This is a genomic window from Micromonospora lutea, assembly GCF_016863535.1.
In the GTDB taxonomy this organism is placed as follows: Bacteria; Actinomycetota; Actinomycetes; order Mycobacteriales; family Micromonosporaceae; genus Micromonospora; species Micromonospora lutea.
The window spans coordinates 393,717-416,203 of record NZ_BOPB01000002.1 but is presented as its reverse complement, the minus strand read 5'-3'; the positions used below and the strand labels follow the sequence as shown (position 1 = coordinate 416,203).

The 22,487-nt window shown below is 70.3% G+C and carries 20 protein-coding genes; 9 read left to right on the top strand and 11 right to left on the bottom strand.

Features of this window, described 5'->3' with window-relative positions; genetic code table 11:
* Positions 1-16: 16 nt before the first annotated feature.
* From ilvC to Vlu01_RS03285, 4 genes are all read right to left on the bottom strand, one after another.
* Positions 17-1,030, bottom strand: a complete 1,014-nt coding sequence (gene ilvC, locus Vlu01_RS03300) for a ketol-acid reductoisomerase (RefSeq protein WP_203993023.1) — start codon at positions 1,028-1,030, stop codon at positions 17-19.
* A gap of 83 nt (positions 1,031-1,113) precedes the next feature.
* On the bottom strand, positions 1,114-1,629 hold the full coding sequence (ilvN, locus tag Vlu01_RS03295; RefSeq protein WP_099847218.1) for an acetolactate synthase small subunit: 516 nt from the start codon (positions 1,627-1,629) through the stop codon (positions 1,114-1,116).
* Positions 1,629-3,500 (bottom strand): acetolactate synthase large subunit, encoded by a 1,872-nt coding sequence (locus Vlu01_RS03290; protein ID WP_203993020.1) that lies wholly within the window; start codon positions 3,498-3,500, stop codon positions 1,629-1,631. The genes ilvN and Vlu01_RS03290 overlap by 1 nt, the downstream gene beginning before the upstream one ends.
* A gap of 185 nt (positions 3,501-3,685) precedes the next feature.
* On the bottom strand, positions 3,686-6,097 hold the full coding sequence (locus Vlu01_RS03285; RefSeq protein WP_203993017.1) for a putative bifunctional diguanylate cyclase/phosphodiesterase: 2,412 nt from the start codon (positions 6,095-6,097) through the stop codon (positions 3,686-3,688).
* A 110-nt stretch (positions 6,098-6,207) separates the two neighbouring features.
* On the opposite strand from Vlu01_RS03285, the gene ilvD reads away from it, so the two are divergent.
* From ilvD to Vlu01_RS03270, 3 genes are all read left to right on the top strand, one after another.
* The gene (gene ilvD, locus Vlu01_RS03280) at positions 6,208-8,055 is read left to right on the top strand and encodes a dihydroxy-acid dehydratase (protein ID WP_203993014.1); all 1,848 of its coding nucleotides are present in this window, start codon (positions 6,208-6,210) and stop codon (positions 8,053-8,055) included.
* Between the two features lie 168 nt (positions 8,056-8,223).
* Positions 8,224-8,694 carry a hemerythrin domain-containing protein gene (locus tag Vlu01_RS03275; protein WP_203993011.1) on the top strand — a complete coding sequence of 157 codons (471 nt, stop codon included), beginning with the start codon at positions 8,224-8,226 and terminating at the stop codon, positions 8,692-8,694.
* A 32-nt stretch (positions 8,695-8,726) separates the two neighbouring features.
* On the top strand, positions 8,727-9,821 hold the full coding sequence (locus tag Vlu01_RS03270; protein WP_203993008.1) for a DUF4037 domain-containing protein: 1,095 nt from the start codon (positions 8,727-8,729) through the stop codon (positions 9,819-9,821).
* Between the two features lie 48 nt (positions 9,822-9,869).
* On the opposite strand, the gene Vlu01_RS03265 is transcribed toward Vlu01_RS03270, so the two are convergent.
* Together Vlu01_RS03265 and Vlu01_RS03260 are read right to left on the bottom strand one after the other, a co-directional pair.
* Positions 9,870-10,292, bottom strand: coding sequence for a VOC family protein (locus Vlu01_RS03265; protein WP_203993003.1), 423 nt, complete (start codon positions 10,290-10,292; stop codon positions 9,870-9,872).
* 35 nt (positions 10,293-10,327) lie between these two features.
* Entirely contained in the window at positions 10,328-10,750 is a 423-nt protein-coding gene (locus Vlu01_RS03260; RefSeq protein ID WP_373307264.1) for a helix-turn-helix domain-containing protein, read from the bottom strand.
* Between the two features lie 157 nt (positions 10,751-10,907).
* Here Vlu01_RS03260 and Vlu01_RS03255 point away from each other — a divergent pair, with 157 nt between their 5' ends.
* Genes Vlu01_RS03255 through Vlu01_RS03245 form a run of 3 tightly spaced genes read left to right on the top strand, consistent with a single transcriptional unit; the run spans position 10,908 to position 13,140 of the window.
* A complete protein-coding gene (locus Vlu01_RS03255) occupies positions 10,908-11,246 on the top strand; it encodes an ArsR/SmtB family transcription factor (protein ID WP_203992987.1) in 339 nt (112 codons plus the stop codon).
* Positions 11,243-11,566 (top strand): hypothetical protein, encoded by a 324-nt coding sequence (locus tag Vlu01_RS03250; RefSeq protein WP_203992984.1) that lies wholly within the window; start codon positions 11,243-11,245, stop codon positions 11,564-11,566. Before Vlu01_RS03255 ends, Vlu01_RS03250 begins: the two co-directional genes overlap by 4 nt.
* Positions 11,567-11,583: 17 nt before the next feature.
* On the top strand, positions 11,584-13,140 hold the full coding sequence (locus tag Vlu01_RS03245) for a serine hydrolase domain-containing protein (protein ID WP_203992981.1): 1,557 nt from the start codon (positions 11,584-11,586) through the stop codon (positions 13,138-13,140).
* Here Vlu01_RS03245 and Vlu01_RS03240 read toward each other — a convergent pair.
* The gene (locus Vlu01_RS03240; protein WP_203992977.1) at positions 13,137-15,140 is read right to left on the bottom strand and encodes a hypothetical protein; all 2,004 of its coding nucleotides are present in this window, start codon (positions 15,138-15,140) and stop codon (positions 13,137-13,139) included. The two genes, Vlu01_RS03245 and Vlu01_RS03240, sit on opposite strands and share 4 nt — an antisense overlap.
* A 268-nt stretch (positions 15,141-15,408) precedes the next feature.
* Between Vlu01_RS03240 and Vlu01_RS03235 the strand changes: the two genes are divergently transcribed.
* The 3 genes from Vlu01_RS03235 (at position 15,409) to Vlu01_RS03225 (ending at position 18,230) form a co-directional block, all read left to right on the top strand.
* Positions 15,409-16,293, top strand: a complete 885-nt coding sequence (locus tag Vlu01_RS03235; protein WP_203993611.1) for a helix-turn-helix domain-containing protein — start codon at positions 15,409-15,411, stop codon at positions 16,291-16,293.
* Entirely contained in the window at positions 16,286-16,480 is a 195-nt protein-coding gene (locus Vlu01_RS03230) for a DUF397 domain-containing protein (protein ID WP_203992974.1), read from the top strand. The genes Vlu01_RS03235 and Vlu01_RS03230 overlap by 8 nt, the downstream gene beginning before the upstream one ends.
* 892 nt (positions 16,481-17,372) lie before the next feature.
* The gene (locus Vlu01_RS03225; RefSeq protein WP_308440920.1) at positions 17,373-18,230 is read left to right on the top strand and encodes a GNAT family N-acetyltransferase; all 858 of its coding nucleotides are present in this window, start codon (positions 17,373-17,375) and stop codon (positions 18,228-18,230) included.
* Between the two features lie 166 nt (positions 18,231-18,396).
* Here the strand turns inward: Vlu01_RS03225 and Vlu01_RS03220 are convergent, their stop codons facing one another.
* The 4 genes from Vlu01_RS03220 to Vlu01_RS03205 form a co-directional block, all read right to left on the bottom strand.
* Positions 18,397-19,209 (bottom strand): SDR family NAD(P)-dependent oxidoreductase, encoded by an 813-nt coding sequence (locus Vlu01_RS03220; RefSeq protein WP_203992968.1) that lies wholly within the window; start codon positions 19,207-19,209, stop codon positions 18,397-18,399.
* 98 nt (positions 19,210-19,307) lie between these two features.
* Positions 19,308-20,246, bottom strand: a complete 939-nt coding sequence (locus Vlu01_RS03215; RefSeq protein ID WP_203992965.1) for an epimerase — start codon at positions 20,244-20,246, stop codon at positions 19,308-19,310.
* 83 nt (positions 20,247-20,329) lie between these two features.
* Positions 20,330-22,048, bottom strand: coding sequence for a SulP family inorganic anion transporter (locus Vlu01_RS03210; RefSeq protein WP_203992962.1), 1,719 nt, complete (start codon positions 22,046-22,048; stop codon positions 20,330-20,332).
* Positions 22,045-22,380, bottom strand: a complete 336-nt coding sequence (locus tag Vlu01_RS03205) for an ArsR/SmtB family transcription factor (RefSeq protein ID WP_203992959.1) — start codon at positions 22,378-22,380, stop codon at positions 22,045-22,047. The genes Vlu01_RS03210 and Vlu01_RS03205 overlap by 4 nt, the downstream gene beginning before the upstream one ends.
* Positions 22,381-22,487: the final 107 nt, after the last annotated feature.

Here is a 22,487-nt window from a genome sequence, read left to right as displayed (position 1 = left end):
CCGTTGGGAAATGCGTTCAGGCGGTCTCGGTGATCGGCCGGTCCACCCAGCTCATCATGCCGCGCAGCTTGCTCCCGGTCGCCTCGATCGGGTGGGCCGCGCCCTCGTTGCGCCACTTGTTGTAGTTGGGCCGGCCGGCCTCGTCCTCGGCCACCCACTCACGGGCGAACTCGCCGTTCTGGATCTCACCGAGGATCTTGCGCATCTCCTCCTTGACCCGGCCGTCGATGACGCGGGGCCCACGGGAGAGGTCGCCGTACTCGGCGGTGTCGGAGACGCTGTAACGCATCCGGGCGATGCCGCCCTCGTACATCAGGTCCACGATGAGCTTCAACTCGTGCAGGCACTCGAAGTAGGCCACCTCGGGCGCGTAACCGGCCTCGGTGAGCACCTCGAAGCCGGTCTGCACCAGTGCCGCGGCACCGCCACAGAGCACCGCCTGCTCACCGAAGAGGTCGGTCTCGGTCTCCTCGGTGAAGGTGGTCTTGATCGCGCCCGCCCGGGTACCGCCGATCCCCTTGGCGTACGAAAGAGCCAGCGCGAACGCGCTACCGCTGCCGTCCTGCTCCACGGCGACCAGGCAGGGCACACCCTTGCCGTCGACGTACTGCCGGCGGACCAGGTGGCCCGGGCCCTTCGGTGCGACCATCGCCACGTCCACCCCGGCCGGCGGCTTGATCAGGCCGTACCGGATGTTGAAGCCATGCCCGAAGAACAGCGCCTTGCCCGCGCTGAGGTTCGGCGCGATCGACTCGGCGTAGATGTGACGCTGCGCGGTGTCCGGGGCGAGGACCATGATCACGTCGGCCTCGGCCGCCGCCTCGGCCGGGGTGAGCACCCGCAGCCCCTGTTCCTCGGCCTTCGGCCGGCTCTTCGAGCCTTCCGGCAGACCGATCACCACGTCGACGCCGGAATCACGCAGCGACAACGCGTGCGCGTGTCCCTGGCTGCCGTAACCGATCACGGCGACCTTCTTCGCCTGGATCAGGCCCAGGTCGGCGTCGTCGTCGTAGTACACCTCAACGCTCATGACTTCCCTTTCGTACGGCGGCCGCAGCGGCGCGTCGTGGCTTGTGACCGACCCGGTCACGCGGACCGGGGCCGGGGTGGGGATCAGGCGGCCCGCAGCGCCGGGCCGGCGGTGATCGCACGCGAGCCGCGCCCGATCGCCACCAGGCCCGACTGGACCATCTCCTTGATGCCGAAGGGCTCAAGGTCGCGCAGCAGCGCGTCGAGCTTGTCGGGGGTGCCGGTCGCTTCGACGGTGAGGGTGTCGGCGGCCACGTCGACCACCCGGGCCCGGAACAGGTTCACCGTCTCCAGGACCTGACCTCGGGCGTTGCGGTCCGCGCGCACCTTCACCAGCAGCAGCTCCCGAGCCACCGAGGTGGTCGGATCCAGCTCGACGATCTTGAGTACGTTCACCAGCTTGTTGAGCTGCTTGGTGACCTGTTCGAGCGGCGAGGACTCCGCGTTGACCACGATGGTGATCCGCGAGACGTCCGGGTTCTCCGTCTCGCCGACCGCGAGACTGTCGATGTTGAACCCGCGCCGGGAGAACAGCCCGGAGACCCGGGCCAGCACACCAGGCTTGTTCTCCACCAGAACGGAGAGAGTGTGAATGGTCATTACAGGTCATCCTCGTCGAAGGCCGGGCGGACGCCGCGGGCGAACATGATCTCGTCGTTGCTGGTGCCGGCGGCGACCATCGGCCAGACCATGGCGTCCTTGCCGACCACGAAGTCGATGACCACCGGTGCGTCGTTGATGGACATGGCCATCTCGATGGTGCGGTCCACGTCCTCAACGGTCTCGCAACGCAGTCCCACGCAGCCGAGCGCCTCGGCGAGCTTGACGAAGTCCGGGATGCGGTGCTTGTGGGTGCCGAGGTCGGTGTTGGAGTAACGCTCGCCGTAGAAGAGCGTCTGCCACTGGCGGACCATGCCGAGGTTGCCGTTGTTGATGAGCGCGATCTTGACCGGGATGCCTTCCAGCGCGCAGGTGGCCAGCTCCTGGTTGGTCATCTGGAAGCAACCGTCACCGTCGATGGCCCAGACCACCGTGTCCGGTCGGCCGACCTTGGCGCCCATCGCCGCCGGCACCGCGTAGCCCATGGTGCCGAGGCCACCGGAGTTGAGCCAGGTCTGCGGCTTCTCGTACGAGATGAACTGGGAGGCCCACATCTGGTGCTGGCCGACCCCGGCGACGTAGATCGCGTCCGGCCCGGCGATCTCCCCCAGCCGCTTGATCACGTACTGCGGGGAGAGGGTGCCGTCGGACGGCTCCTCGTAACCCAGCGGGTAGCGCTCGCGCAGGTCGTCCAGCTGCGTCCACCAGTCGGTGATGTCGGCGGTGCGTCCCGCCGCCCGCTCGGCGGTGACCGCGGCCACCAGCTCGTCGATGACATGCCGGGCGTCCCCGACGATCGGCACGTCCGCGTGCCGGTTCTTGCCGATCTCGGCCGGGTCGATGTCGGCGTGCACCACGGTGGCGTCCGGTGCGAAGGAGTCCAGTTTGCCGGTGACCCGGTCGTCGAACCGGGCGCCCAACGCCACGATCAGGTCGGCCTTCTGCAGCCCGTAGACGGCGGCCACGGTGCCGTGCATGCCGGGCATGCCCAGATGCTGCTGATGTGAGTCGGGGAACGCGCCGAGCGCCATCAGCGTGGTGACCACCGGGATGCCGGTCAGCTCGGCCAACCGGCGCAGGCCCTCGGTGGCACCGGCCTTGAGCACTCCGCCCCCGACGTAGAGCACCGGCCGGCGGGCACCGTTGATCAGCCGGGCCGCCTCCCGGATCTGCTTGCCGTGCGGGTGCAGCGTCGGCCGGTAACCGGGCAGGTCCAGCGCGGGCGGCCAGGCGAAGGTCGTCGGCGCCTGGAGGACGTCCTTGGGGATGTCCACCAGGACCGGCCCGGGACGCCCGGTCGAGGCCAGGTGGAACGCCTCGGCCAGCACCCGGGGGATCTCACTGGCCTCCTGGACCAGGAAGTTGTGCTTGGTGATCGGCAGCGTGATGCCCTGGATGTCCGCCTCCTGGAAGGCGTCCGTGCCGATCGACGGGCGAGCCACCTGACCGGTGATCGCCACCAGCGGCACCGAGTCCATGTACGCGTCGGCGATCGGGGTGACCAGGTTCGTCGCGCCCGGACCGGAGGTGGCGATGCACACCCCGACCCGCCCGGTGGCCTGGGCGTAGCCGGTGGCGGCGTGCCCGGCGCCCTGCTCGTGCCGGACCAGGATGTGCCGCACGGTCGAGTCGTAGAGCGGGTCGTACGCCGGCAGGATCGCGCCGCCCGGAATACCGAAGACGACGTCTACACCGAGTGCCTCCAGGGAGCGCACCAGGGAGCCGGCACCGGACACCTGGGCCGGAGCCGGCCGCGTCGCTGGTACGGCCGGCGAGGCGGCGCGGGTGTGATCGGCGTCGCCCGGCGCCTCGGCGGCGGTGCGGGCGCGCCGGGCGGAGTGGGCGAGAGTCTCGGGCGTGGGTCTCGTCATGGCGGTTGGCCTTTGGCTGGAGTGGGTGGGGCTGCTCACACTGGGAAACGCGGGCGGGGCCTGCGTTCGATTGGTTCGACGGCAAGAAAAAGGCCCACGTGCCAGATGCACGGGGCCAGCGCACTCTCAGTCAGGGAGAGTGCGCTCAGGTAAGTACTCGCAGCGACCGGTACGACGACATGAGCTCAAGACTGACGCATCTCATGCGATGAGTCAACTGATCCCACATTTTGGTTAACGGACGTCGGCGCGTCACCACCGGACGCGCCGTACGGACCGGGTCTGACCTGCTGGGAGACGCCCTCGGCCCGGCGCTGGACGGGCGGGGCGACAGGCTGCGGGAGTGAGGTGACCTCGGTCGCGGGACGGGCCGGGCGGGCACCCGGCGACGTCGCCGCCTCCAGCATCGCCTCCAGGTGCTCCGCCGGTACGCCCCAGCCGAACAACGCACCCTGACCGAACCGGCAACCGGCGGCCACCACCGCGGCCAGTTCCGTGGGGGTGGTGACCCCTTCGGCGATCACCTCCAGGCCGAACTGGTGGCCCAGCCGCATCACGATGTCGACCATCGGGGCGAAGGCCGGGCCGTCACGCCCGACCGGCCGGACCGGCTCGTGCTCCGCCACCAGCCCATGATCGATCTTCAGGATGTCGATCGGGAGCCGGCGGAGCTGGTTGAGCGAGGAGTAACCGGCCCCGAAGTCGTCCAGGGCGATCCGTACCCCGGTCAGCCGCAGCGCGGTCAGCCGCCGGATCAGCTCGTCGAGGTCGGTGGCGACCGCGTGCTCGGTGACCTCCAGCACCAGCCGCTGCGGCGGCACGTGATGGGCGCGCAGCGCCTCGGCGACCTGCACCACGTACTCGGGGGCGTGCAGCTCACGCGGGGAGACGTTGACCGACACCCAGACGTCGTGACCCTCGGCCAGCCAGCGGGACAGCTGGTAGCAGGCCTGGTGCAGCACCCAGGCGCCGAGTTTGGCGATCATCCCGCTCTCCTCGGCGAGCGGGATGAACTCGTCCGGCCGGACGTTGCCCAGCTCCGGGTGATGCCACCGCAGCAGCGCCTCCGCGCCGACCGGGCGCACCGACGGCAGCGAGGCCACCGGCTGGAACACCAGCCGCAACTCGTCGCGCTCGATCGCGCCGCGCAGCTCGTGCTCCAGCGTGGTACGGCGGCGCAACAGCCGGTCGTACGCGCCGTCGTAGCGCTCGATCCGGTTCTTGCCGCGTTGCTTGGCGTAGCGCAGCGCCAGATCCGCGTGCCGCAGCAGCAGTTCGACGTCGGGTTCGTCGGCCCAGCCGGCCAGGCCGATGCTGACCGAGAGGAAGACGGGAGCCTCGGGCTGCTCGTAGGCGCCACCGAGCACCTTCAGCAGCCGCTCCGCGACCACCCCCGCCTCCGCCGCGCCACCGTGCATGAGCACCGCGAACTCGTCACCACCGAGCCGGGCCGCGAGATCACCGGGACGCAGGTTGTTCCGCAGCCGCCGACCGACCTCGGCGAGAACCGCATCGCCGACGTCGTGGCCCCGCATGTCGTTGACGTTCTTGAAGCCGTCCAGGTCCAAGCCGAGCAGTACGCACGGCACCTGTTCCTCGGCACCGCGGTGCAGGGCCTGGAGCAGGCCGCGACGGTTGGCCAGGCCGGTGAGCGCGTCGGTGTGCGCGAGCTGCCGGAAGTGCGCCTCCCGGTCGGTCAGTCGGCGGGCGTAGGCCCGCACGTCGTGCAGGGTGAGGTACTGCCGGGCGACCAGGGCGAACCCCTCGACGCTGCCGGCGGCGATGGCCAAGCCGTCGAACCGGCCGTCCTGGAGGAGGTGGTATATCGCGGAGGCGGCCATCGCGACCATCGGCACGAAGGCGTACTCGCCGTCGCGGCGAATCACGTCGATGGCGAGCTGGCCCGGCGGGTCGATGCGGTAGGCCGCCATCGCGGCGGTGAGCAGCCCCGTGGCGAGCACCACCGCGCCGATCAACGCCAGCCCCGGCCCGGCCTGGCAGAGCCCGGCCGCGACCCCCAGCCCACCCACCGACACGGCGGTGATCCCGGTACCCAGCACGACGAGGCACCGTCGGGGCGCGGGTGCCCGGAGCACCATGATCGCGGAGAGACCGGTGCTCAACGCCGCGCTGACCGAGGCGAGCAGGATCGACGGACAGGCCATCGGCGTCGCGTCGCCGAGCACCCGGGTCGGCTCGGAGAACAACACCCAGCCGACGAACCACAGCGCGGTGCCCACGATCACGCCGTCCAGCGCGAGCCGGGCCGCCGAGGGCACCGAACCGGTCACCCCGGGCAACCGGAGCAGACTGAAGCAGAACAGCAGGCCGCTGAGGGCCATGCCGAGCGCCACCAGCGTGGCCCAGCTGGTGCGCTGCTGCTGCTCGTGCGCCCAGTGCTCGTTCGTGGTCAGGGTGACCGCCACCCCGACCAGCATGGTCACCACGGCGAGCGCGCCGCCGACGGCCAGTACCGCGTACACCAGACGGTGGGGTGCGGCCCGGCGGCGGACGGCGACGCCCAGCAACACGCCGGCCGTCAGGGCGATCAGCGTGCTCAGCACCGCAGCGCCGATCATGGCCGGGGGTGTGTGCACGCCCTCAACTCTGCCGGATCGACGGCCGCTGTGGGGGTCGGGTGTGCATCTGTTGGGACACGGCGCGAGGCCCGTGTCCGGACCGTCCCGGCGGTGTAAGACTGGTACACATGCCTGAGCTGCGGTCGAAGACCTCCACGCACGGTCGGACGATGGCCGGTGCCCGGGCCCTCTGGCGGGCCACCGGGATGACCGACGACGACTTTGGCAAGCCGATCGTCGCCATCGCGAACAGTTTCACCCAGTTCGTGCCGGGCCACGTACACCTCAAGGACATGGGCGGTCTGGTGGCCGACGCGGTGGCCGCCGCCGGCGGGGTGGGCCGGGAGTTCAACACGATCGCGGTCGACGACGGCATCGCCATGGGCCACGGCGGCATGCTCTACTCCCTGCCCAGCCGAGAGTTGATCGCCGACGCGGTGGAGTACATGGTCAACGCGCACTGCGCCGACGCCCTGGTCTGCATCTCGAACTGCGACAAGATCACTCCGGGGATGCTGCTGGCCGCGCTCCGGCTCAACATCCCCACCGTGTTCGTCTCCGGCGGCCCGATGGAGGCCGGCAAGACGGTGGCGATCGAGGGGATCGTGCACAGCAAGATCGACCTGATCGACGCGATGATCGCCTCCTCGAACGAGAGCGTCACCGACGAGCAACTCGGCGAGATCGAGCGGTCCGCCTGCCCCACCTGCGGTTCCTGTTCCGGCATGTTCACCGCGAACTCGATGAACTGCCTGACCGAGGCGATCGGGCTGGCGCTGCCGGGCAACGGCTCGGTGCTGGCCACCCACGCCGCCCGCCGGTCGCTCTTCGTCGAAGCCGGCCGCACCGCCGTGGAGATCGCCAAGCGGTGGTACGACGGCGACGACGCCTCGGTGCTGCCCCGCGAGGTGGCCTCCCGGGCCGCGTTCGAGAACGCCGTCGCGCTGGACGTGGCGATGGGCGGATCGACGAACACGATCCTGCACCTGCTGGCCGCCGCTCGCGAGGCCGAGTTGGACTTCTCGGTGGCCGACATCGACGAAATCTCCCGTCGCGTGCCGTGCCTGGCCAAGGTCGCCCCGAATTCGCCGCAGTACCACATGGAGGACGTGCACCGCGCCGGTGGCATCCCGGCCATCCTGGGCGAACTCAACCGCGCCGGCCTGCTGCGCCGGGACGTGCACGCGGTGCACTCCCCCACCCTGGACGGCTGGTTGGCCGACTGGGACGTGCGGAGCGGAACCGCCAAGCCCGAGGCGGTCGAGCTGTTCCACGCCGCACCCGGCGGGGTGCGCACCACCGAGCCGTTCTCCACCACCAACCGCTGGTCCGCACTGGACACCGACGCCGCCGATGGATGCATCCGCGACCGCGAGCACGCGTACACCGCCGACGGCGGCCTGGCCATCCTGTACGGCAACCTCGCCCCGGATGGATGCGTGGTGAAGACCGCCGGGGTGCCCGAGGAGTGCCTGACCTTCCGTGGCCCGGCGAAGGTCTACGAATCGCAGGACGACGCGGTGACCGCCATCCTGGCCAAGGAGATCGTCGCCGGGGACGTGGTGGTGATCCGCTACGAGGGGCCGAAGGGCGGGCCCGGCATGCAGGAGATGCTCTACCCCACCTCGTTCCTCAAGGGCCGGGGGTTGGGCCGGGCCTGCGCGCTGCTGACCGACGGCCGCTTCTCCGGTGGCACCTCGGGCCTGTCGATCGGCCACGCCTCCCCCGAGGCCGCCGCCGGTGGGCTGATCGCGCTGGTCGAGCCCGGCGACGAGATCGTCATCGACATCCCGGCACGCTCGATCGAGCTGAACGTGCCGACCGACGTGCTGGACGCCCGCCGGGTCGCCCAGGAGAAGCGGGACCGCCCCTACACCCCGCTCGACCGGCAACGCCCGGTGTCGGCGGCGCTGCGTGCGTACGCCTCGATGGCCACCTCTGCCAGCGACGGCGCCTACCGCCGCGTCCCGGAGTGACCGGCCTGATGGCCCGGCCCTCCGGCGCCGGGCCATCAGGGCTGCCGCCGCCGACGTCGTCGGGTAGCCTCACCCCAGCGTCGCGTGTCGGTGGCAGGCCGTGTCAGACATGGAGGCGTCGGACACAAAGGACCACGACGATGACACAGTCGTTGCCTTCGCCCTCTTGTGACTGAGGGCGAGGAGACCAGGCTCGTCGCCTGGAGCCACGAACTGCGCCGCGTGCACGATCGGCTGCGCGGCGCGCTGGAGGTGACCCGCAGCGCGCTGGCCAGCGGCGACGCCGCGGCAACAGCCACCCGCGATCTGCTGCTGTTCTGCCATGGCTTCTGCGTCGCGCTGACCGAGCACCACGAGGGCGAGGACCGCGACCTGTTCCCCGCGATCGCCGCCGCCCATCCGGAGCTGCGCGACACCCTGCGGCACCTGAGGCAGGACCACTCGATGATCGCGCACCTGCTCGGCGGATTGCAGGCTGCCGTGGAGCGGGCCGCCTCCCCGGCCGAACTCGACCGCCACGTCGAGGGCATCGCCGCAATCATGGAGAGCCACTTCCGGTACGAGGAACGCCAGCTACTGGCGGTACTCGACACGCTCGCCCTGGACGCGGACCCGCACGACGTCCTGGGGCCACTGTGATCCCTCGTCCGCTGCTGGGGAGGCGATGAACCGTGCCGACGTTCGTACCCGGCCTGTCACTGGCCGCCAGCACGTACCGCGAGGCGGTGCGACCGATCCTCGATGCCGCCTTCCCGGATCTGGCGCACTCGGCGGCACTGCTGGGCCCGGGCTCCGAGGTGCTCGGCTTCGACACCGCCCGCTCGACCGACCACGACTGGGGGCCGCGTCTGCTGCTCTTTCTCCACCCCGCCGACGCCCGTCGGCACGCCCGCCAGGTCAGCAGGGTGCTCGCCGAGCGGATGCCCGCCTCGGTGCGCGGCTGGAGCACGAACTTCAGCTCACCCGAGCCCGGACGGTCACGGACTCTGCAACCCGTCGGCGACGCCCCGGTCGAACACCGCGTCGACCTGCACGACCTCGACACCTGGCTGGTCGACCGGATCGGCGTCGACCCGCGCGACGGCATGCGCGCCCGCGACTGGCTGGCCATCCCGACCCAGCTGCTGCTGGAGGTCACCGAGGGGGCCGTCTTCCACGACGGGCTCGGCCAGCTCGAACCCGTCCGGACCGCGCTGGCGTGGTACCCGGATGACGTCTGGCGGTATCTGCTGGCCTGCCAGTGGCGGCGTATCGCTCAGGAAGAAGCCTTCCCGGGCCGCTGCGCGGAGAGCGGCGACGACCTTGGCGCCCGGCTGGTCGCCGGCCGCCTGGTCCGCGACCTGATGCGCCTGGCGATGCTCATCGAGCGTCGCTACCCGCCCTACAACAAGTGGTTGGGGACCGCGTTCGCCCGGCTGCGCTGCGCCCCGGCGCTGCAACCGCTGCTCGCCGAAGCCCTCGCCGCCACCGACTGGCCGCATCGCGAGGATGCGCTCTGCGCCGCGTACGAGCATCTCGCCCGCGCCCACAACGATCTCGGCCTCGGTGAGCCGGTCGCGCCGACCGTGCGTCCGTTCCACGACCGGCCGTTCCGCGTGTTGGCGGCGGACCGGTTCGTCGAGGCCACCCGCCGTACGATCACGGACCCACAGGTGTTGGCGTTGCCGCCCTACATCGGCGCGGTCGACCAGTTCGTGGACAGCACCGAGGTGCTCAGCACAGCCGACCCCGCCCGCGCCGTCACCGCCACGCTGCACGAAGTCTGATCGACATCGACTCCGTCCAGACGCGACGGTTGACGACCCGGCCACGGCTCACCCCGCCGCATCGAACATCTGGCCGATGCGGATCCGGTTGCCGAACGGGTCGCGGACACCGAAGTCGATGCCGTACGGCCGTTCCACCGGCTCGTCGGTGATGTCGACGCCCTTGGCGACCAGGTCTTCGTACGTCTTGTGGGCGTCGTCGGTGGTCATGAAGAGGAAGCCACCGGCGGCGCCCTTGGTGAGCAGTTCGCGGACCTGCTCGGCAGTGGCCGGGTCGAGGTTCGGCGGGCCCGGCTTCTCCAGCAGGATCTCCCGCTGCCGGTCACCGGGGATGTTGACCGTGAGCCAGCGCATGAACCCGAGATCCTGGTCGGTGTGCAGCTCCAGGCCGAGCTTGCCGATGTAGAAGTCGAGTGCCTCGTCCTGGTCGAGGACGTAGATCTGAGAGCGGCTGATCGCGTTCATCGTCATGCCGGGAACGCTAGTGCAACGCTCTGAGCTGCTGCTTATCCAAAACTGCTCGGTCTGGTCCACGCCTTCGTGAAGCAACTCGGCACCGGCGCTGCGGGCGCCGTCCGCCGCCTGCGGTAGTCGGTGGGCGACTCACCGACGATCTGCCGGAAGGTACGACTGAACGTCCCGAGACTGCCGAACCCGACCGCCGTGCAGATGTCCGTGACATCCCGGCCGGTGTTCAGCAGCAGGTCCATCGCCCGCTCCACCCGACGCCGTTGCAGGTAGCGGTGCGGCGTCTCACCGAAGGTGGCCCGGAACGTGCGGATGAAGTGCGCCTCGGAGACGTGCGCGATCCGCGCCAGGCTGGGGATGTCGAGCGGCTGGGCGTACGCCCGGTCCATGGCGTCCCGGGCCCGCAACATCGCCCGGTTCGTCTCCTCCACCGCCCTGCTCACCGCCACCTCCCCGCTCACCGTGCCACGTCCGGTCGTTGCCGTGCCAACCGGGTCGGTTCCGAACCCGACCGATCGCGTCACGGCTGCTTGACGACCGCCCACCAGACTGTCAGTATTCTCTGACAGGGGGCGTCAGAAGTTTCTGACACCCAGTGTGGTGGAAGGGTGCCAGAGCATGAGTCGTGAGACGCCGACCGGCGACGAGCTGTTGGCGATGCTCGCGGCGTTGGCCAGTCCGCACCGGCTGCGGATCGTCGCCGCGCTCGCCGAGGGTCGCAGCTACGTCAGCGAGTTGGCCCGCCGGCTGCGGATGAACCGGCCCCTGCTCTACATGCACCTACAGAAGTTGGAGGCCGCCGAACTGGTCGTCGGCACCCTGGAGACGGCCCCGGACGGCAGTTCGGTCAAGTGGTTCGACCTCGCTCCATTCGCGCTGACGCTGACTGCGCAGACCATCGCGACGGCCGTACCGACGCTGACCGTTCCCGGGCAGAAGGATGAGGAAAAACAATGACGAGCATCGTGGCTGCCGACGACAACATCCCCGAGATCGCCATGATCACATCGACCGTGCTGCTGGTCGCGTTGATGGTGATCGTCGCGTTCGTGGCAATGGGGATCTACCGGGCCCGGCACTCCGCGGCACGGGAGCAGCAGTACCGGCAACTGGCCGAACACGCCGGTGACGCCCAGACGCGGTTCGTCGAGCACAGCCGGACCACCGCTACCGCCCTCGACGGAATCCGCGAGGAGCTGCACACGACGCGTACCGAGATCGCCGAGGTCAAGGAACGCCTGGCCAACCTGGAACGGCTGCTCAGCCAGATCGGCTGAGCAACGGGATGCGGGCGATGTTCAGCGAACCGGATCGGGCGGTGACCGGCTGGCGACGGATGCTGGCGGCACTGGCCCTGGTCGTCGCCGTCACGGTGCCAGCGGTGCTGCCGCCCGGTGTGGCGCTGCCGGCCGCTGCGGCGACCGGCTCGGACGTCGATGAGATCGCACAGGTGACGGCACTGGTAGATCGATACCAGGCCGAGGCCCGGATCCCGGGTCTGGCCGTCGCGGTGATTCGGGACGGGCAGGTCGCGTACCGGGAAGGGCGGGGAGTCGACGGTGACGGCGCCCCGGTGACCCCACAGACCCCGTTCCTGATCGGATCGGTGAGCAAACCCGTCACCGCCGTCGCGGTCCTTGCGCTGGTCGAGGCCGGCCGGGTCGCACTCGACGAACCGGTGCGCCGGTATGTCCCGTGGTTCCGGCTGGCCGACGAGTCAGCGGCCGAACAGATCACGGTCCGGCACCTGTTGACCCACACCAGCGGGATGCCCCAGGTCGCGGGCAGGGCGGACTACACCGACCGCTTCGACAACGCGCCCGGCGCGCTCACCCGCGCGGTGCGGAACCTGGCGAAGCTGCGCATCGTCGCCGCCCCGGGTACGCGGCACGAGTACAGCGACGCGAACTACCTGGTCCTCGGTGCGCTGGTGGAGGCCGTCAGCGGGCTGCCGTTCGGCGGCTACCTCCGGCAGGCCGTCCTCGACCCGCTCGGGACACGGCAGGTCGCCACCACGGCAGACGAGGCGCAGGCCATCGGACTGCCGGCTGGCCACCGGTACTACTTCGGCCGTCCGCAGCGGTTCGACTCGCCCTTCGACACCTCCGGCGTGCCGTACGGTTACCTGACGGCGAGCCTGGACGACCTCACCCGGTTCGCCACCACCCAACTCGCCGGCGGCCGGTACGGCGACACGACCCTGCTGTCCGCCGACACCATCCAGCGGATGCAGACCGGTCAGGTGTCGACCGGTGGCAGCGGCCGGTACGGGTTGGGCTGGCGAGAAACAACCCTCACGGGACCGGACGCCCGCATCGTGTGGCACGCCGGCGCCACGCCGGGATACTTCAGCCACCTGGTGTTGGTGCCGGAAACCAGGATCGGCGTGGTCGTCCTGGCCAACGCCTACAGCCTGGCGATGGACCCGCTGCTCGTCTCGGCGGCGTTCAACATCGCCCGGATACTGCACGCTGCGCCGACCGCCGAGGCGGGGCCGGACCCGTTGTTGACCGGAGGCCTGGTCGGGCTGATGGGTCTTGCTGCGCTCCTGGTGGTCGCGCTGGTCTGGGCGCTCGTCCGCGTGGTCCGCCGACGCCGCTCGGGAGCCGTCCGCGACCGTCGCGAGACCGTCCGTACGCTCGGCTGGGTCGTTGGCTGCGGTGGGCTGGCCGCGACGGTGGTGTGGGGGGTCCCGGCCCTCAAGGGAGCCGACGGGCTCGGTCAGGTTTCCCTGTGGATGCCCGACGTGGCGCAGGTCATCGGCGCCGTTGCCGGGCTTGCGGTGGCAGTCGCGCTCACCCGCCTCGCCGGGCTGGCGCTGGTGCCCCGACGCAGCGCATCAGACCGTTAGGTCAACCGGAGTTCGTGCAGGTCGGTGGCTTCGGCGAGCAGGTGCACGCCCTCGTCGTGATGGAGGTGCAGGGTGCAGCCGGCGCGGGTGAAGCGGACGGTCAGGGTCTGCCCGGCGTGCCGGGCGGCCAGCCGCAGCAGCACCGGCACCGGGTCGGCGGTCACGTCGCTCGGCGCGGCGGCAGGCACCGGGATCGGCACCGCCAGGTCGACCGGCACGGCCTCGACGACGGTGTCGGCCAGGTACTCGACGCACCCGGCGAGCGCCGCCTCCAGGGTCGGCCGGTACGGCCACTCGTCCGGGCTCACCGGGGCGTCGCGGTTGCGCAGGTGGACCGACCAGCGCAGCCCGCTCACGAGCAGCGGGTCACCGGCGTTGCGCCGCAGGTCGCAGACGTTCACCTCCAACGCCAGGTCCAGGCCGAGCGCGAGCCGGATCAGCTCGGGCAGGGGTGGGGCGTCGGGGCGTACCGCCGACACGACCAACCGGCCGGCGGGCTGGCCCCGGCCGGCGGCGCGCACCTGCTCGGCCACCGGGTCGGCCCCGGTCCAGGGCAGCGTGACGTACCCGCCGAGCAGATCCGCCTCGATGTCGTACCCGCCGTCGGCCTCGGCAAGGTCCTCGGGTCGTACCCCGAGGATGGGTGCCCAGGCCGCGAGCCGGTAGCGGTCGGGCAGCCGGACCACCGGCTTGCCGCCGGGCTGCGTGGCGACGAGCGTGACCTCCTCCGACGTGCCGGTGTGCCAGGCCAGGTGCACCACCCGGTGCCGCAGGTCGCTCAGCGTGATCACCACCGCGTCGTAGAGCCGGTGGGTGTCATCGCAGCTGAAACAGGCCAGCGCCGAGGGCCGCAGGCCGGCACCCCGGCAGTGCGGGCAGCCAACATCGGCGGTACGGCCACCGAGGCGGCAGTCGCAGCTACGCAGCCGGCTGCCGGGCACGCAGTCCGGGCAGGGCCGCCAACCGATCTCCGCACCGAGCCAGGACGGGTCGGGCGGGGTGAAGCCGCGCCGCAACGGCACCCGCGTCCGGCGCAGCACCTGCCCGGTGGGCTGCTCGACCAGGTCCTCGACCGGTTCGCCGTCGCGCAGGCTGGTGTGCCACCAGCACCCGTCCCGCCAGATCGCCTGCGCTCCGGGCAGCTCGACACCGTCGACCGGGTCGACGCAGTCGGCGAGGATGCGGCGTTCGAGCTGGTCCACGTCGACCGCCGGCACGGCGGGTGGGCGCGTCCGGTCGGGCTGCACCAGCCGGGCGGCGACGCCCCGGCCACGCTCGGCGAGCCCGGCGAGCGCGTCGGCCACGTCGGTGGCGGCCAGGGCTTCCGGCAGGTCGCGACGACCGATCGCGCTTTGCGGCACCGGCGATCCGGGCACCTCGTACCGGACGGTCCAGCCCTGCCCCTGCCGACGTACCTCGACAACCAGGTCGAGCAGGAGCAGGTCGGCCAGCGCACAGAGCCGCACCAGCCGATCGGCCGGATCGACCGGCGGCGCAGGCTGGCACCTCCCGACGAACAGCCGCCAGGGCGTGCTGTCCCACCCCACGATCGCCTGGGCTTCCAGCTCCAATCGGTGCAGGGCCGGCAGGTCGGGCCGCCACTGCGACGGCAACCACAGCTCCGGCACACCGCCGGTCACGCTGGCACCGACGCTGGCGGCCAACTCGCGTACCCGGTCGCGGAGCCGAACCACCCACCCGGTCGGGGTCGGCTCCGGATCGAGGCCGCCGGGCACAACATTGTGGGAGGCGACCGCGCCGGTGTCCAGGTTGGCCACGCTGAGCACCAGCTGCGCCCGCCGCCGCCCGCGCCGTTCGCAGCGATGACAGGGGTACGCCGCTTTGCCCACGCCCCGACACTGCTCACACTCGCGGTACGCCTCCGGTCGGGTGGGCGTGGCCGCCTCGTCGGCCAGGAACCGGTCCCCCAAGTTGGTGCACCGGCACGGCGACAACTGGAAGGTCAACCCGTCACAGTCGGGGCAGGTCACGACGGTCACCGCTCACCTGCCCGGTCTGCGCTGCTGCCTGGCGATTGACTGAATGCGCGCACGGGTCGGCACCACCCCTTCGGTGCGGGACAGATGAATTCGAATTTGACGGGGCCGGGAATTCCACGGTCATGGCCCTTGTCAGCCCCATCTTGTAGGGTCGGAAACACCGCCACAATGGATGTCGCGTCATACCGTTTCACTGCTCGCGCACACCCTTTTCGGATTCCATATTCGCCGCCAGGATGTTGCAAAACACAACAGGAGGGAGGGTGCGATGGCCGAAGACATGGGGTCGACAGTGCCCCGACGCCAACTCGGCAGGACCCTGCGTGACCTGCGCACCGAGGCCGGGATAACGCTCGACGCCGCCGCCGAGGCGCTGGAGTGCAGCCGGCAGAAGGTGTGGCGGATCGAGAGCGGCCTCGGCTCCGTGCGCGGCGTCGACGTCCGAGCCATGTGCGAGCTGTACGGCGCACGCGGCGACCTGACCCGGGCGCTCACCGCACTGGCCGCCGAGACAAAGGCGAAAGGCTGGTGGCACGCCTACGGCGACGCCATCCCCGACTGGTTCGAGCTGTACGTCGGCCTCGAATCCGCCGCATCTCGACTGCGGTTCTATAAGAACAGCCTCGTGCCGGGCATCTTTCAGACTCGGGACTACGCCCGGGGCATCTACCGGATCGACCAGCCGGACATGACCGACGACGACCGCGAACGCGCCGTCGACCTTCGTCTACAACGCCAGTCGCTGCTGACCCGCCGCCTGCCCAAGGCACCCCAGGTGCAGGTCGTCCTCTGCGAGTCCGTCCTACTCCGACCGGTCGACACGCCGACCGTCACCGCTCAGCAGTTGAAGCACTTGCAGGAGTTGAGCGGCTTGCCGAATGTCTCGATTCGATTCCTGCCGCTCGCCGCTGGCCCGCACCTCGGAGCGGTCGGCGGCGAATTCGTGCTGCTCGACTTTCCCTTGGGCAACCGCGCCACTCCCGAGCCCTCCGTCGTCTACTGCGAGTCGTGGACCGGCGCGCTGTACCTGGACCGACCGTCTGAGTTCGCCGCCTACGAGAAAGCATGGTCGAGCCTGCTCAGGCTCGCCCTTGATGAGGAACAATCAAGGCAACTGATCGACAAGATCATCGGGGAGGTTCATCGTGGTTGATTTGACCGGCGCGCGCTGGCGCAAGAGCACTCGCAGCGGCGGCAACGGCGGTGAGTGTGTCGAGGTCGCCGGCAACCTGCCCGGCGTGGTCGCCGTACGCGACAGCAAAGACCCACACGGCCCCGCCCTCACCTTCACCCCCACCGCCTGGACGACCTTCCTCGCGGCGACCCGCAAGCACCACTGACCTCTTCGAGGCGCGGCCGTCTGCGAGATTTCAAGACCTTGGCGAGGCTCCGCTTACCTCTGCAAGCGAAACCTTTCTCAAGTCGAAACCCGGCACTTGATCGACGCCAGCGGGTGTGGCTCCATAAGCCACACCCGGCAAGCCTCTGGCGGCAGGCCGCCATGATCCATCAGGATTGCGAAGACACGATCACAAGGAAAACCACGAGCAGCAGCATGCCAGCGACCAGGAAACCGACGTTGCTATCGTCCTCACTGTCCGGCTGCGTCGTTGTGCGGTGACGGTAGTGCGAACGCACCCACGTTCCATCAGCGCGCTGGTGGCGGCGAACACGCACCTGCGCATCCTCGCTGATCAAGGGGGCGGCGCCCCCGTTGCGGCGATAGTGCGGACGCACCCATCGCCCGTTCCGGTAGTGACCTCTGACGTAATGCACCGAACCTAGATAGCAGCGCACCAAGATCGCACACAAATTGATCTAGGCCATCATACGTGAATTTTCGTCCAGAGAATTTCATGCGCCAACGGGAATAGGCCAGCGCAATGTTTGCCACCGCTGGCGCTGCCAAACCTGCCCCCTTGAGTTGCGGCCTTGGTTCCAGGGATCACCTTCGAGCCGCTGCACGGTTACATCACCGTGAGCGTACGGACGGAATTCAGCGACCTGATTCGCGCGGTGGCGCGCCGCGACTGGAGGAACAAGGACGGCCAATCTTGGACACTTACCGTTCGAGCCGAACGGTAAGTGTCCAAGATTGGCGATCACAGGACGACGACGGCGTCCTCAGCGAAGGTGAACAGGCCGGCGTCGAGCGAGCCGCACGGACCGAGGCGTAGTCAAAATCCCTTGCCGCCTGACGTCGCGGCGGGCTTCGATCAAGGTGTGGCAGTCGTGTTGAGCAGGCCAGGAGTCGACGGATTGGGCGAGGCGGTGCGCGCGCTGCGGGAGTGGCAGTACGACGGGGCGCCGTTGCAGCTGCATCCGGGGGACCTGGGCTGGTACTGGCGGTTCGGCGCGGAGGCGACGGCCGAGGCGGTTCGGACCTGGCGCCGGGACGGACGGATTCTCGCTGTCGGGCTGGTCGACGGTCCCGGGTTGCTGCGACTGGCAATCGCGCCAGACGCCGAACCCGACGGGGAACTCGCCCACCGGATGGCCGCTGACGTGACCCGGCCGGAGGTAGGCGTCCTGCCGCAGGGGAACGCCTACCTCGAAGCACGGTCTGGCACCCTGTTCCGAGGACTGCTTCTCGACGGCGGGTGGGAACTCGACCAGCCCTGGACACCGCTGCGGCGCGACCTCGCCGAGCCGTTGGCGGGCTGCGGTGTGCGGGTCGAGGTGACCGGCCCGGAGGGGGCGCAGGTGCGTTCCGCCGTCCAGCGGGCGTCGTTCGACAAGTCGACGTTCAGCGACGAACGCTGGCACGCGATGGCCGCCGGACCGACGTACGCCGACGCCCGGTGCCTGGTCGCCTACGACGACCAGGGCACCGCGGTAGCAGCCGCGACGGTGTGGTCTGCCGGTCCGGGCAAGCCCGGACTGCTGGAACCGATGGGCGTACACCGCGCGCATCGCGGCCACGGGTACGGCAGGGCGATCACCATCGCTGCGGCGGTCGCCCTCCGGGAAATGGGCTCGTCGAGCGCGATCGTGTGCACCGAGAGTGCCAACGCCGGCGCCGTCGCCACCTACCGATCGGCCGGCTTCCAACAAGATCCTGAGGTACGGGACCTGCGTCGCCGCGCCTAGCTTCTCCGTCAGCCGGGGAACCGGACGCCGACGCCGTTGAAGTCCGAGGCGGGAATCGAGCCGTCGGCGGAGCGCGGGCCGGCGATCGTGCCCGGTCGTGCCACAGATGGGCGGACAAGTCCCGGGTGCAGGGTTCACGCCGGCATCGATGGTGCCGGCAACCGGACTAGACCGAGTAGCGGGACAGCGTTTCGCCGCCGTCGATCCTGATCAGGGCACCGTGTACGTAGCTTGACTCGTCGCTGGCGAGGTAGAGCGCCAGTTCCGCGATGTCGTCGACTTCGCCCCACCGCTTGAGCGGCACACTCTCGGCGAAGGTCTGCATGAACTCCATGTTGTCGAAGAGTTCCCGGGTCAGCGCGGTCTTCGCGTACGTCGGGCAGATGCCGTTGACCCGGATGCCTTCATGGCCGTACTCGATCGCCGCGCAGCGGGTGAGGTTGGCCTGCGCGCCCTTGGAGATGTTGTAGACCGACTGCTTCGGGTGCCCTTGGAGGCCGGCGGTGGAGACCAGGTTCACGATCGTCCCCGCCATCCCGTTGCTTGCCCTTCCCTGGCGGCGGAACTGACGCACCGCGGACTGCGTACCGAAGAAGGTGCCCTTGACGTTGACGTCGAAGCAGGCTTGCAGGTCCGTTTCGGTGAACTCGTCCATGAGTTTCCCACCACGGTAGATACCCGCGTTGTTGAACATGACGTCCAGCCGGCCGTAGGTGTCGACGGCGGTTTGCACGGCTCGCTCGACGGCGTCGGCCTTCGTGACATCACACGTGACGAACGTGGCCTCTCCGCCATTGGCGGCGATCACCTGCGCCGTCGGCTCTTCGAGATTCTCTTCGAAGCCGCCGGACAGTGCCTGTTCGGTGAGGTCAGCAACGACGATCTTGGCACCCTCGCGCGCGAAACGCACCGCGCTCGCCCGGCCGAATCCCGACGATGCACCGGTGATCAGCACGACCTTGTCCTTGAGTCTTCCCATGCTCAGACGCCCCCCGACGGTCCGAGTAGTCAGTTTCGGAGAGGTTCCCCGCCTTTCCTCCGCATAACATCAGTGCACCTGAACGTCTCGGACCGCGATCAGCCTCGGCGGCGGGACGCCAGGTCCGCGGCTGCGGTCCGCCACTGCGGGTGGTCGAAGGTGAAGCCGGCATCGGTGAGCCGTCCCGGGGCGACCCGCCGGCTTTTCAAGAGCAGTTCGGTGTCCGACCGCAGCGCGTAGGCGCCGATCTCGGCCATCCATCGGGTGGCCGGCAGGCCGATCGGCATCCGCCAGGCCGCGCGCAGCTCTCGCATGAGTTCCCGCTGCGGCAACGCACCGGGTGCGGCCAGGTTCACCGCGCCGGTGAGGTCGTCTCCTTCGATCAGGAACCGGATGGCGCGGACGAAGTCCCGGTCGTGGATCCACGAGACGTACTGCCCACCGCCCGCGACCGGTCCGCCGAGCCCGAGCCGCGCGAGCCAGCTCAGCACGTCGAACACGCCACCACGGTCGGGGCTCATCACCATGGCCGACCGCAGCGCGATCTTCCGCGTTCCCGGGGTCACCGCCTGTTCCTGCGCGGCCTCCCAGTTGCGCGCGATCTTGACGCTGTACGCCCAGTATCCGGGTACACCGGGTTCGCCACCGCCGATCACGCCGCTGTGCTCGTCGTTGGCCGCGTCGAAGCGGTGTGCGTAGATGGTCGCGGTGCTCATCTGCAACCACAGCCCGGGCGGCCTGGCCGCCTCGGCGATGGCCTCGCCGACGACCCGCGCCGAATCGACCCGGGAGCTCATCATGGCTTCGAGGTTCTGCGCGGTGTACCGACAGCTCACACTGCGCCCCGCCAGGTTGATGACCACGTCGCTGCCGTCGATCTGGGTGGCCCAGTCGCCGAGCGTGGCGCCGTCCCAGTGGACCTGACGCTCGCCCCTCGGTGCGCGCGTCAGCACCACGACGTCGTGGCCCTCGGCGGTCAACGCCCGGGTCAGGATGGTGCCGACCTGCCCGGTCCCGCCGGGAATGACGACCTTCACAGCTCCTCCTCCGCGTGGCGACCGCTCTTGAACACGTTCAACATCGCCTCGCATTGTATGACCACCGTCCACACGGCGGCGGGTCAGGAGCGGTTGGCCGCCGCGATGCGATCGCCCGTCGCGGGCAGCGCGACGCCCCGGGCGTACGCGATGGCGGCCGGGGTGTCGGGGAAGATCAGCCCGTCGCGACGGAGTTGGTCGGCCACGCCGAGGGCGTCGAGCACCTGGTCGTGGCCGGGCATGATGCCGGAGAGCAGCACGGTGATCCCGCGTCCCTGGAGCCGGCGGATGGCGTCGCCGAGGACGTGGGCACCGGTGGCGTCGATGGTGGAGACCCGGGACATCCGCAGGATGACCACCCGCACATCGGCGACGTCGGAGAGCCGGAGCAGGAAGGTGTGCGCGGCGGCGAAGAAGAGCGGCCCGTCGAGCCGGTAGGCCACGATGTGCTCGGCCAGCAGGGCCTGCTCCTCGGCGGTGTGCTCGCTGGAGTCGAGCGGCACCTGTTCGAGTTTGGCGCTGCGGGCGATGGCGCGCAGCGCCACGACGATCGCCACCGCGACGCCGACGGCCACCGCGGTGACCAGGTCCCAGATCACGGTGACGGCGAAGGTCAGCACCAGCACGAGCGCGTCGCCCCGGGTGGATCGGGCCAGTGCCCGCAGCGACGCCGCCTCGACCATGCGTACGGTGGTGGCCAGCAGGACGCCGGCCAGGGCGGCGAGCGGGATCCGGCCGACCAGCGGGGCGGCGGTCAGCACGATGACGGCCAGCGCCACCGCGTGGGTCAGCGCCGCCAGTTTCGAGGTCGCTCCGGCCCGCACGTTGACGGCGGTACGGGCGATGGCGGCGGTGGCCGGGATGCCGCCGAAGAGCGGGGAGGCCAGGTTGGCCAGGCCCTGACCGAAGAGTTCCCGGTCCGGGTCGTGCCGTTGGCCGACGGTCATCCCGTCGGCGACGGTGGCCGAGAGCAGGCTCTCCAGCGCGGCCAGCGCCGCCACCGCGAGCGCGGCGGGCAGCAGCACCCCCACCGCCCCGAGGTCGAGGAAATCGAGCGACGGCGCGGGCAGCCCCTGCGGCAGCGCGCCGATCCGGACCAGGTCGACCGGCACGAACTCGGCGAACAGCGTGACGGCGGCCACCGCCAGCAGCGAGAAGGGCAGCCCGGGACGCCACCGGGCGCCGAGCAGCATCACCGCCGCGACGCCGAGGGCCACCGCGACGGCGGCCGGCCGGGGGTGTACGACGAAACGGGCGACCGCGTCGGCCGCCACCGCCCACACCTTCTCGCCCTGAGCGTCGGTGACCCCGAGCGCGGCGGGCACCTGTTGCAGGGCGATGACCACGGCGATGCCGGCGGTGAAGCCCTCGATCACCGGCACCGGCAGGTAGCGGACGTAGCGGCCGAGTCGGGCCAGCGCCAGGGCGATCAGGATCAGCCCGGCCAGCGCGCCGACCATGAGCACCCCGGCCGCCCCGAACTGCGCGACGACCGGCACCAGCACCACGGTCATCGCGCCGGTCGGGCCGGAGACCTGGAGGTTCGAGCCGCCGAAGACGGCCGCGACCGCACCGGCGACCACGGCGGTGATCAGCCCGGCCTCCGCACCGAGCCCGGAGGTGACCCCGAAGGCGAGCGCCAGCGGCAGCGCGACCACGGCCACGGTGAGCCCGGCGACCAGGTCGCGGCGGGGTGAACGGCGTACCGCCTGCCAGTCGGCGCGACCCGGTAGCAGGTCACGGAGCCGACGCCAGGCGGCGGAGAGGGGCGGGCTGGTCGGCCGGGTGTCGGTGGCCGTCATCGGTCCGGTCCGGCGCGCAACTCGTCGAGCAGGGCGTCCCGGTCGGTGAGCACCGCGCCGAGGATCCGCCGGCCGGCGGCCAGCAGGTCGGCCACGTCGGGGGTGCTGAGCGCGTACATCACCAGGGCACCGTCCCGGTACGAGGTGACCATGCCGGCCCGGCGCAGCACGGCGAGCTGCTGGGAGAGGTTCGACGCCTCGACGTCGATGGCGGCCAGCAGGTCACGCACCGGCTTGGGGCCGTCCTGGAGCAGCTCCAGCACCCGGATCCGGACCGGGTGCCCGAGGGTGCGGAACAGCTCCGCCTTCGCCTGGTACAGCGGCACGGACACGCCTCACTCCTCCACGTCAACGTGCCACCGCCCCGGCAACACACTGAAGAGTTTAGCACTTGCGAAATTCTTCAACTAGGAGCGAGACCCTTTCGGGTCAGTGATCG

What these genes read in the sequence shown, in the direction of transcription:
- ilvC (WP_203993023.1), bottom strand. Translation starts at nt 1,030, where the DNA reads ATGAGCGTTGAGGTGTACTACGACGACGACGCCGACCTGGGCCTGATC.
- ilvN (WP_099847218.1), bottom strand. Translation starts at nt 1,629, where the DNA reads ATGACCATTCACACTCTCTCCGTTCTGGTGGAGAACAAGCCTGGTGTG.
- Vlu01_RS03290 (WP_203993020.1), bottom strand. Translation starts at nt 3,500, where the DNA reads ATGACGAGACCCACGCCCGAGACTCTCGCCCACTCCGCCCGGCGCGCC.
- ilvD (WP_203993014.1), top strand. Translation starts at nt 6,208, where the DNA reads ATGCCTGAGCTGCGGTCGAAGACCTCCACGCACGGTCGGACGATGGCC.
- Vlu01_RS03265 (WP_203993003.1), bottom strand. Translation starts at nt 10,292, where the DNA reads ATGACGATGAACGCGATCAGCCGCTCTCAGATCTACGTCCTCGACCAG.
- Vlu01_RS03255 (WP_203992987.1), top strand. Translation starts at nt 10,908, where the DNA reads ATGAGTCGTGAGACGCCGACCGGCGACGAGCTGTTGGCGATGCTCGCG.
- Vlu01_RS03250 (WP_203992984.1), top strand. Translation starts at nt 11,243, where the DNA reads ATGACGAGCATCGTGGCTGCCGACGACAACATCCCCGAGATCGCCATG.
- Vlu01_RS03245 (WP_203992981.1), top strand. Translation starts at nt 11,584, where the DNA reads ATGTTCAGCGAACCGGATCGGGCGGTGACCGGCTGGCGACGGATGCTG.
- Vlu01_RS03235 (WP_203993611.1), top strand. Translation starts at nt 15,409, where the DNA reads ATGGCCGAAGACATGGGGTCGACAGTGCCCCGACGCCAACTCGGCAGG.
- Vlu01_RS03220 (WP_203992968.1), bottom strand. Translation starts at nt 19,209, where the DNA reads ATGGGAAGACTCAAGGACAAGGTCGTGCTGATCACCGGTGCATCGTCG.
- Vlu01_RS03210 (WP_203992962.1), bottom strand. Translation starts at nt 22,048, where the DNA reads ATGACGGCCACCGACACCCGGCCGACCAGCCCGCCCCTCTCCGCCGCC.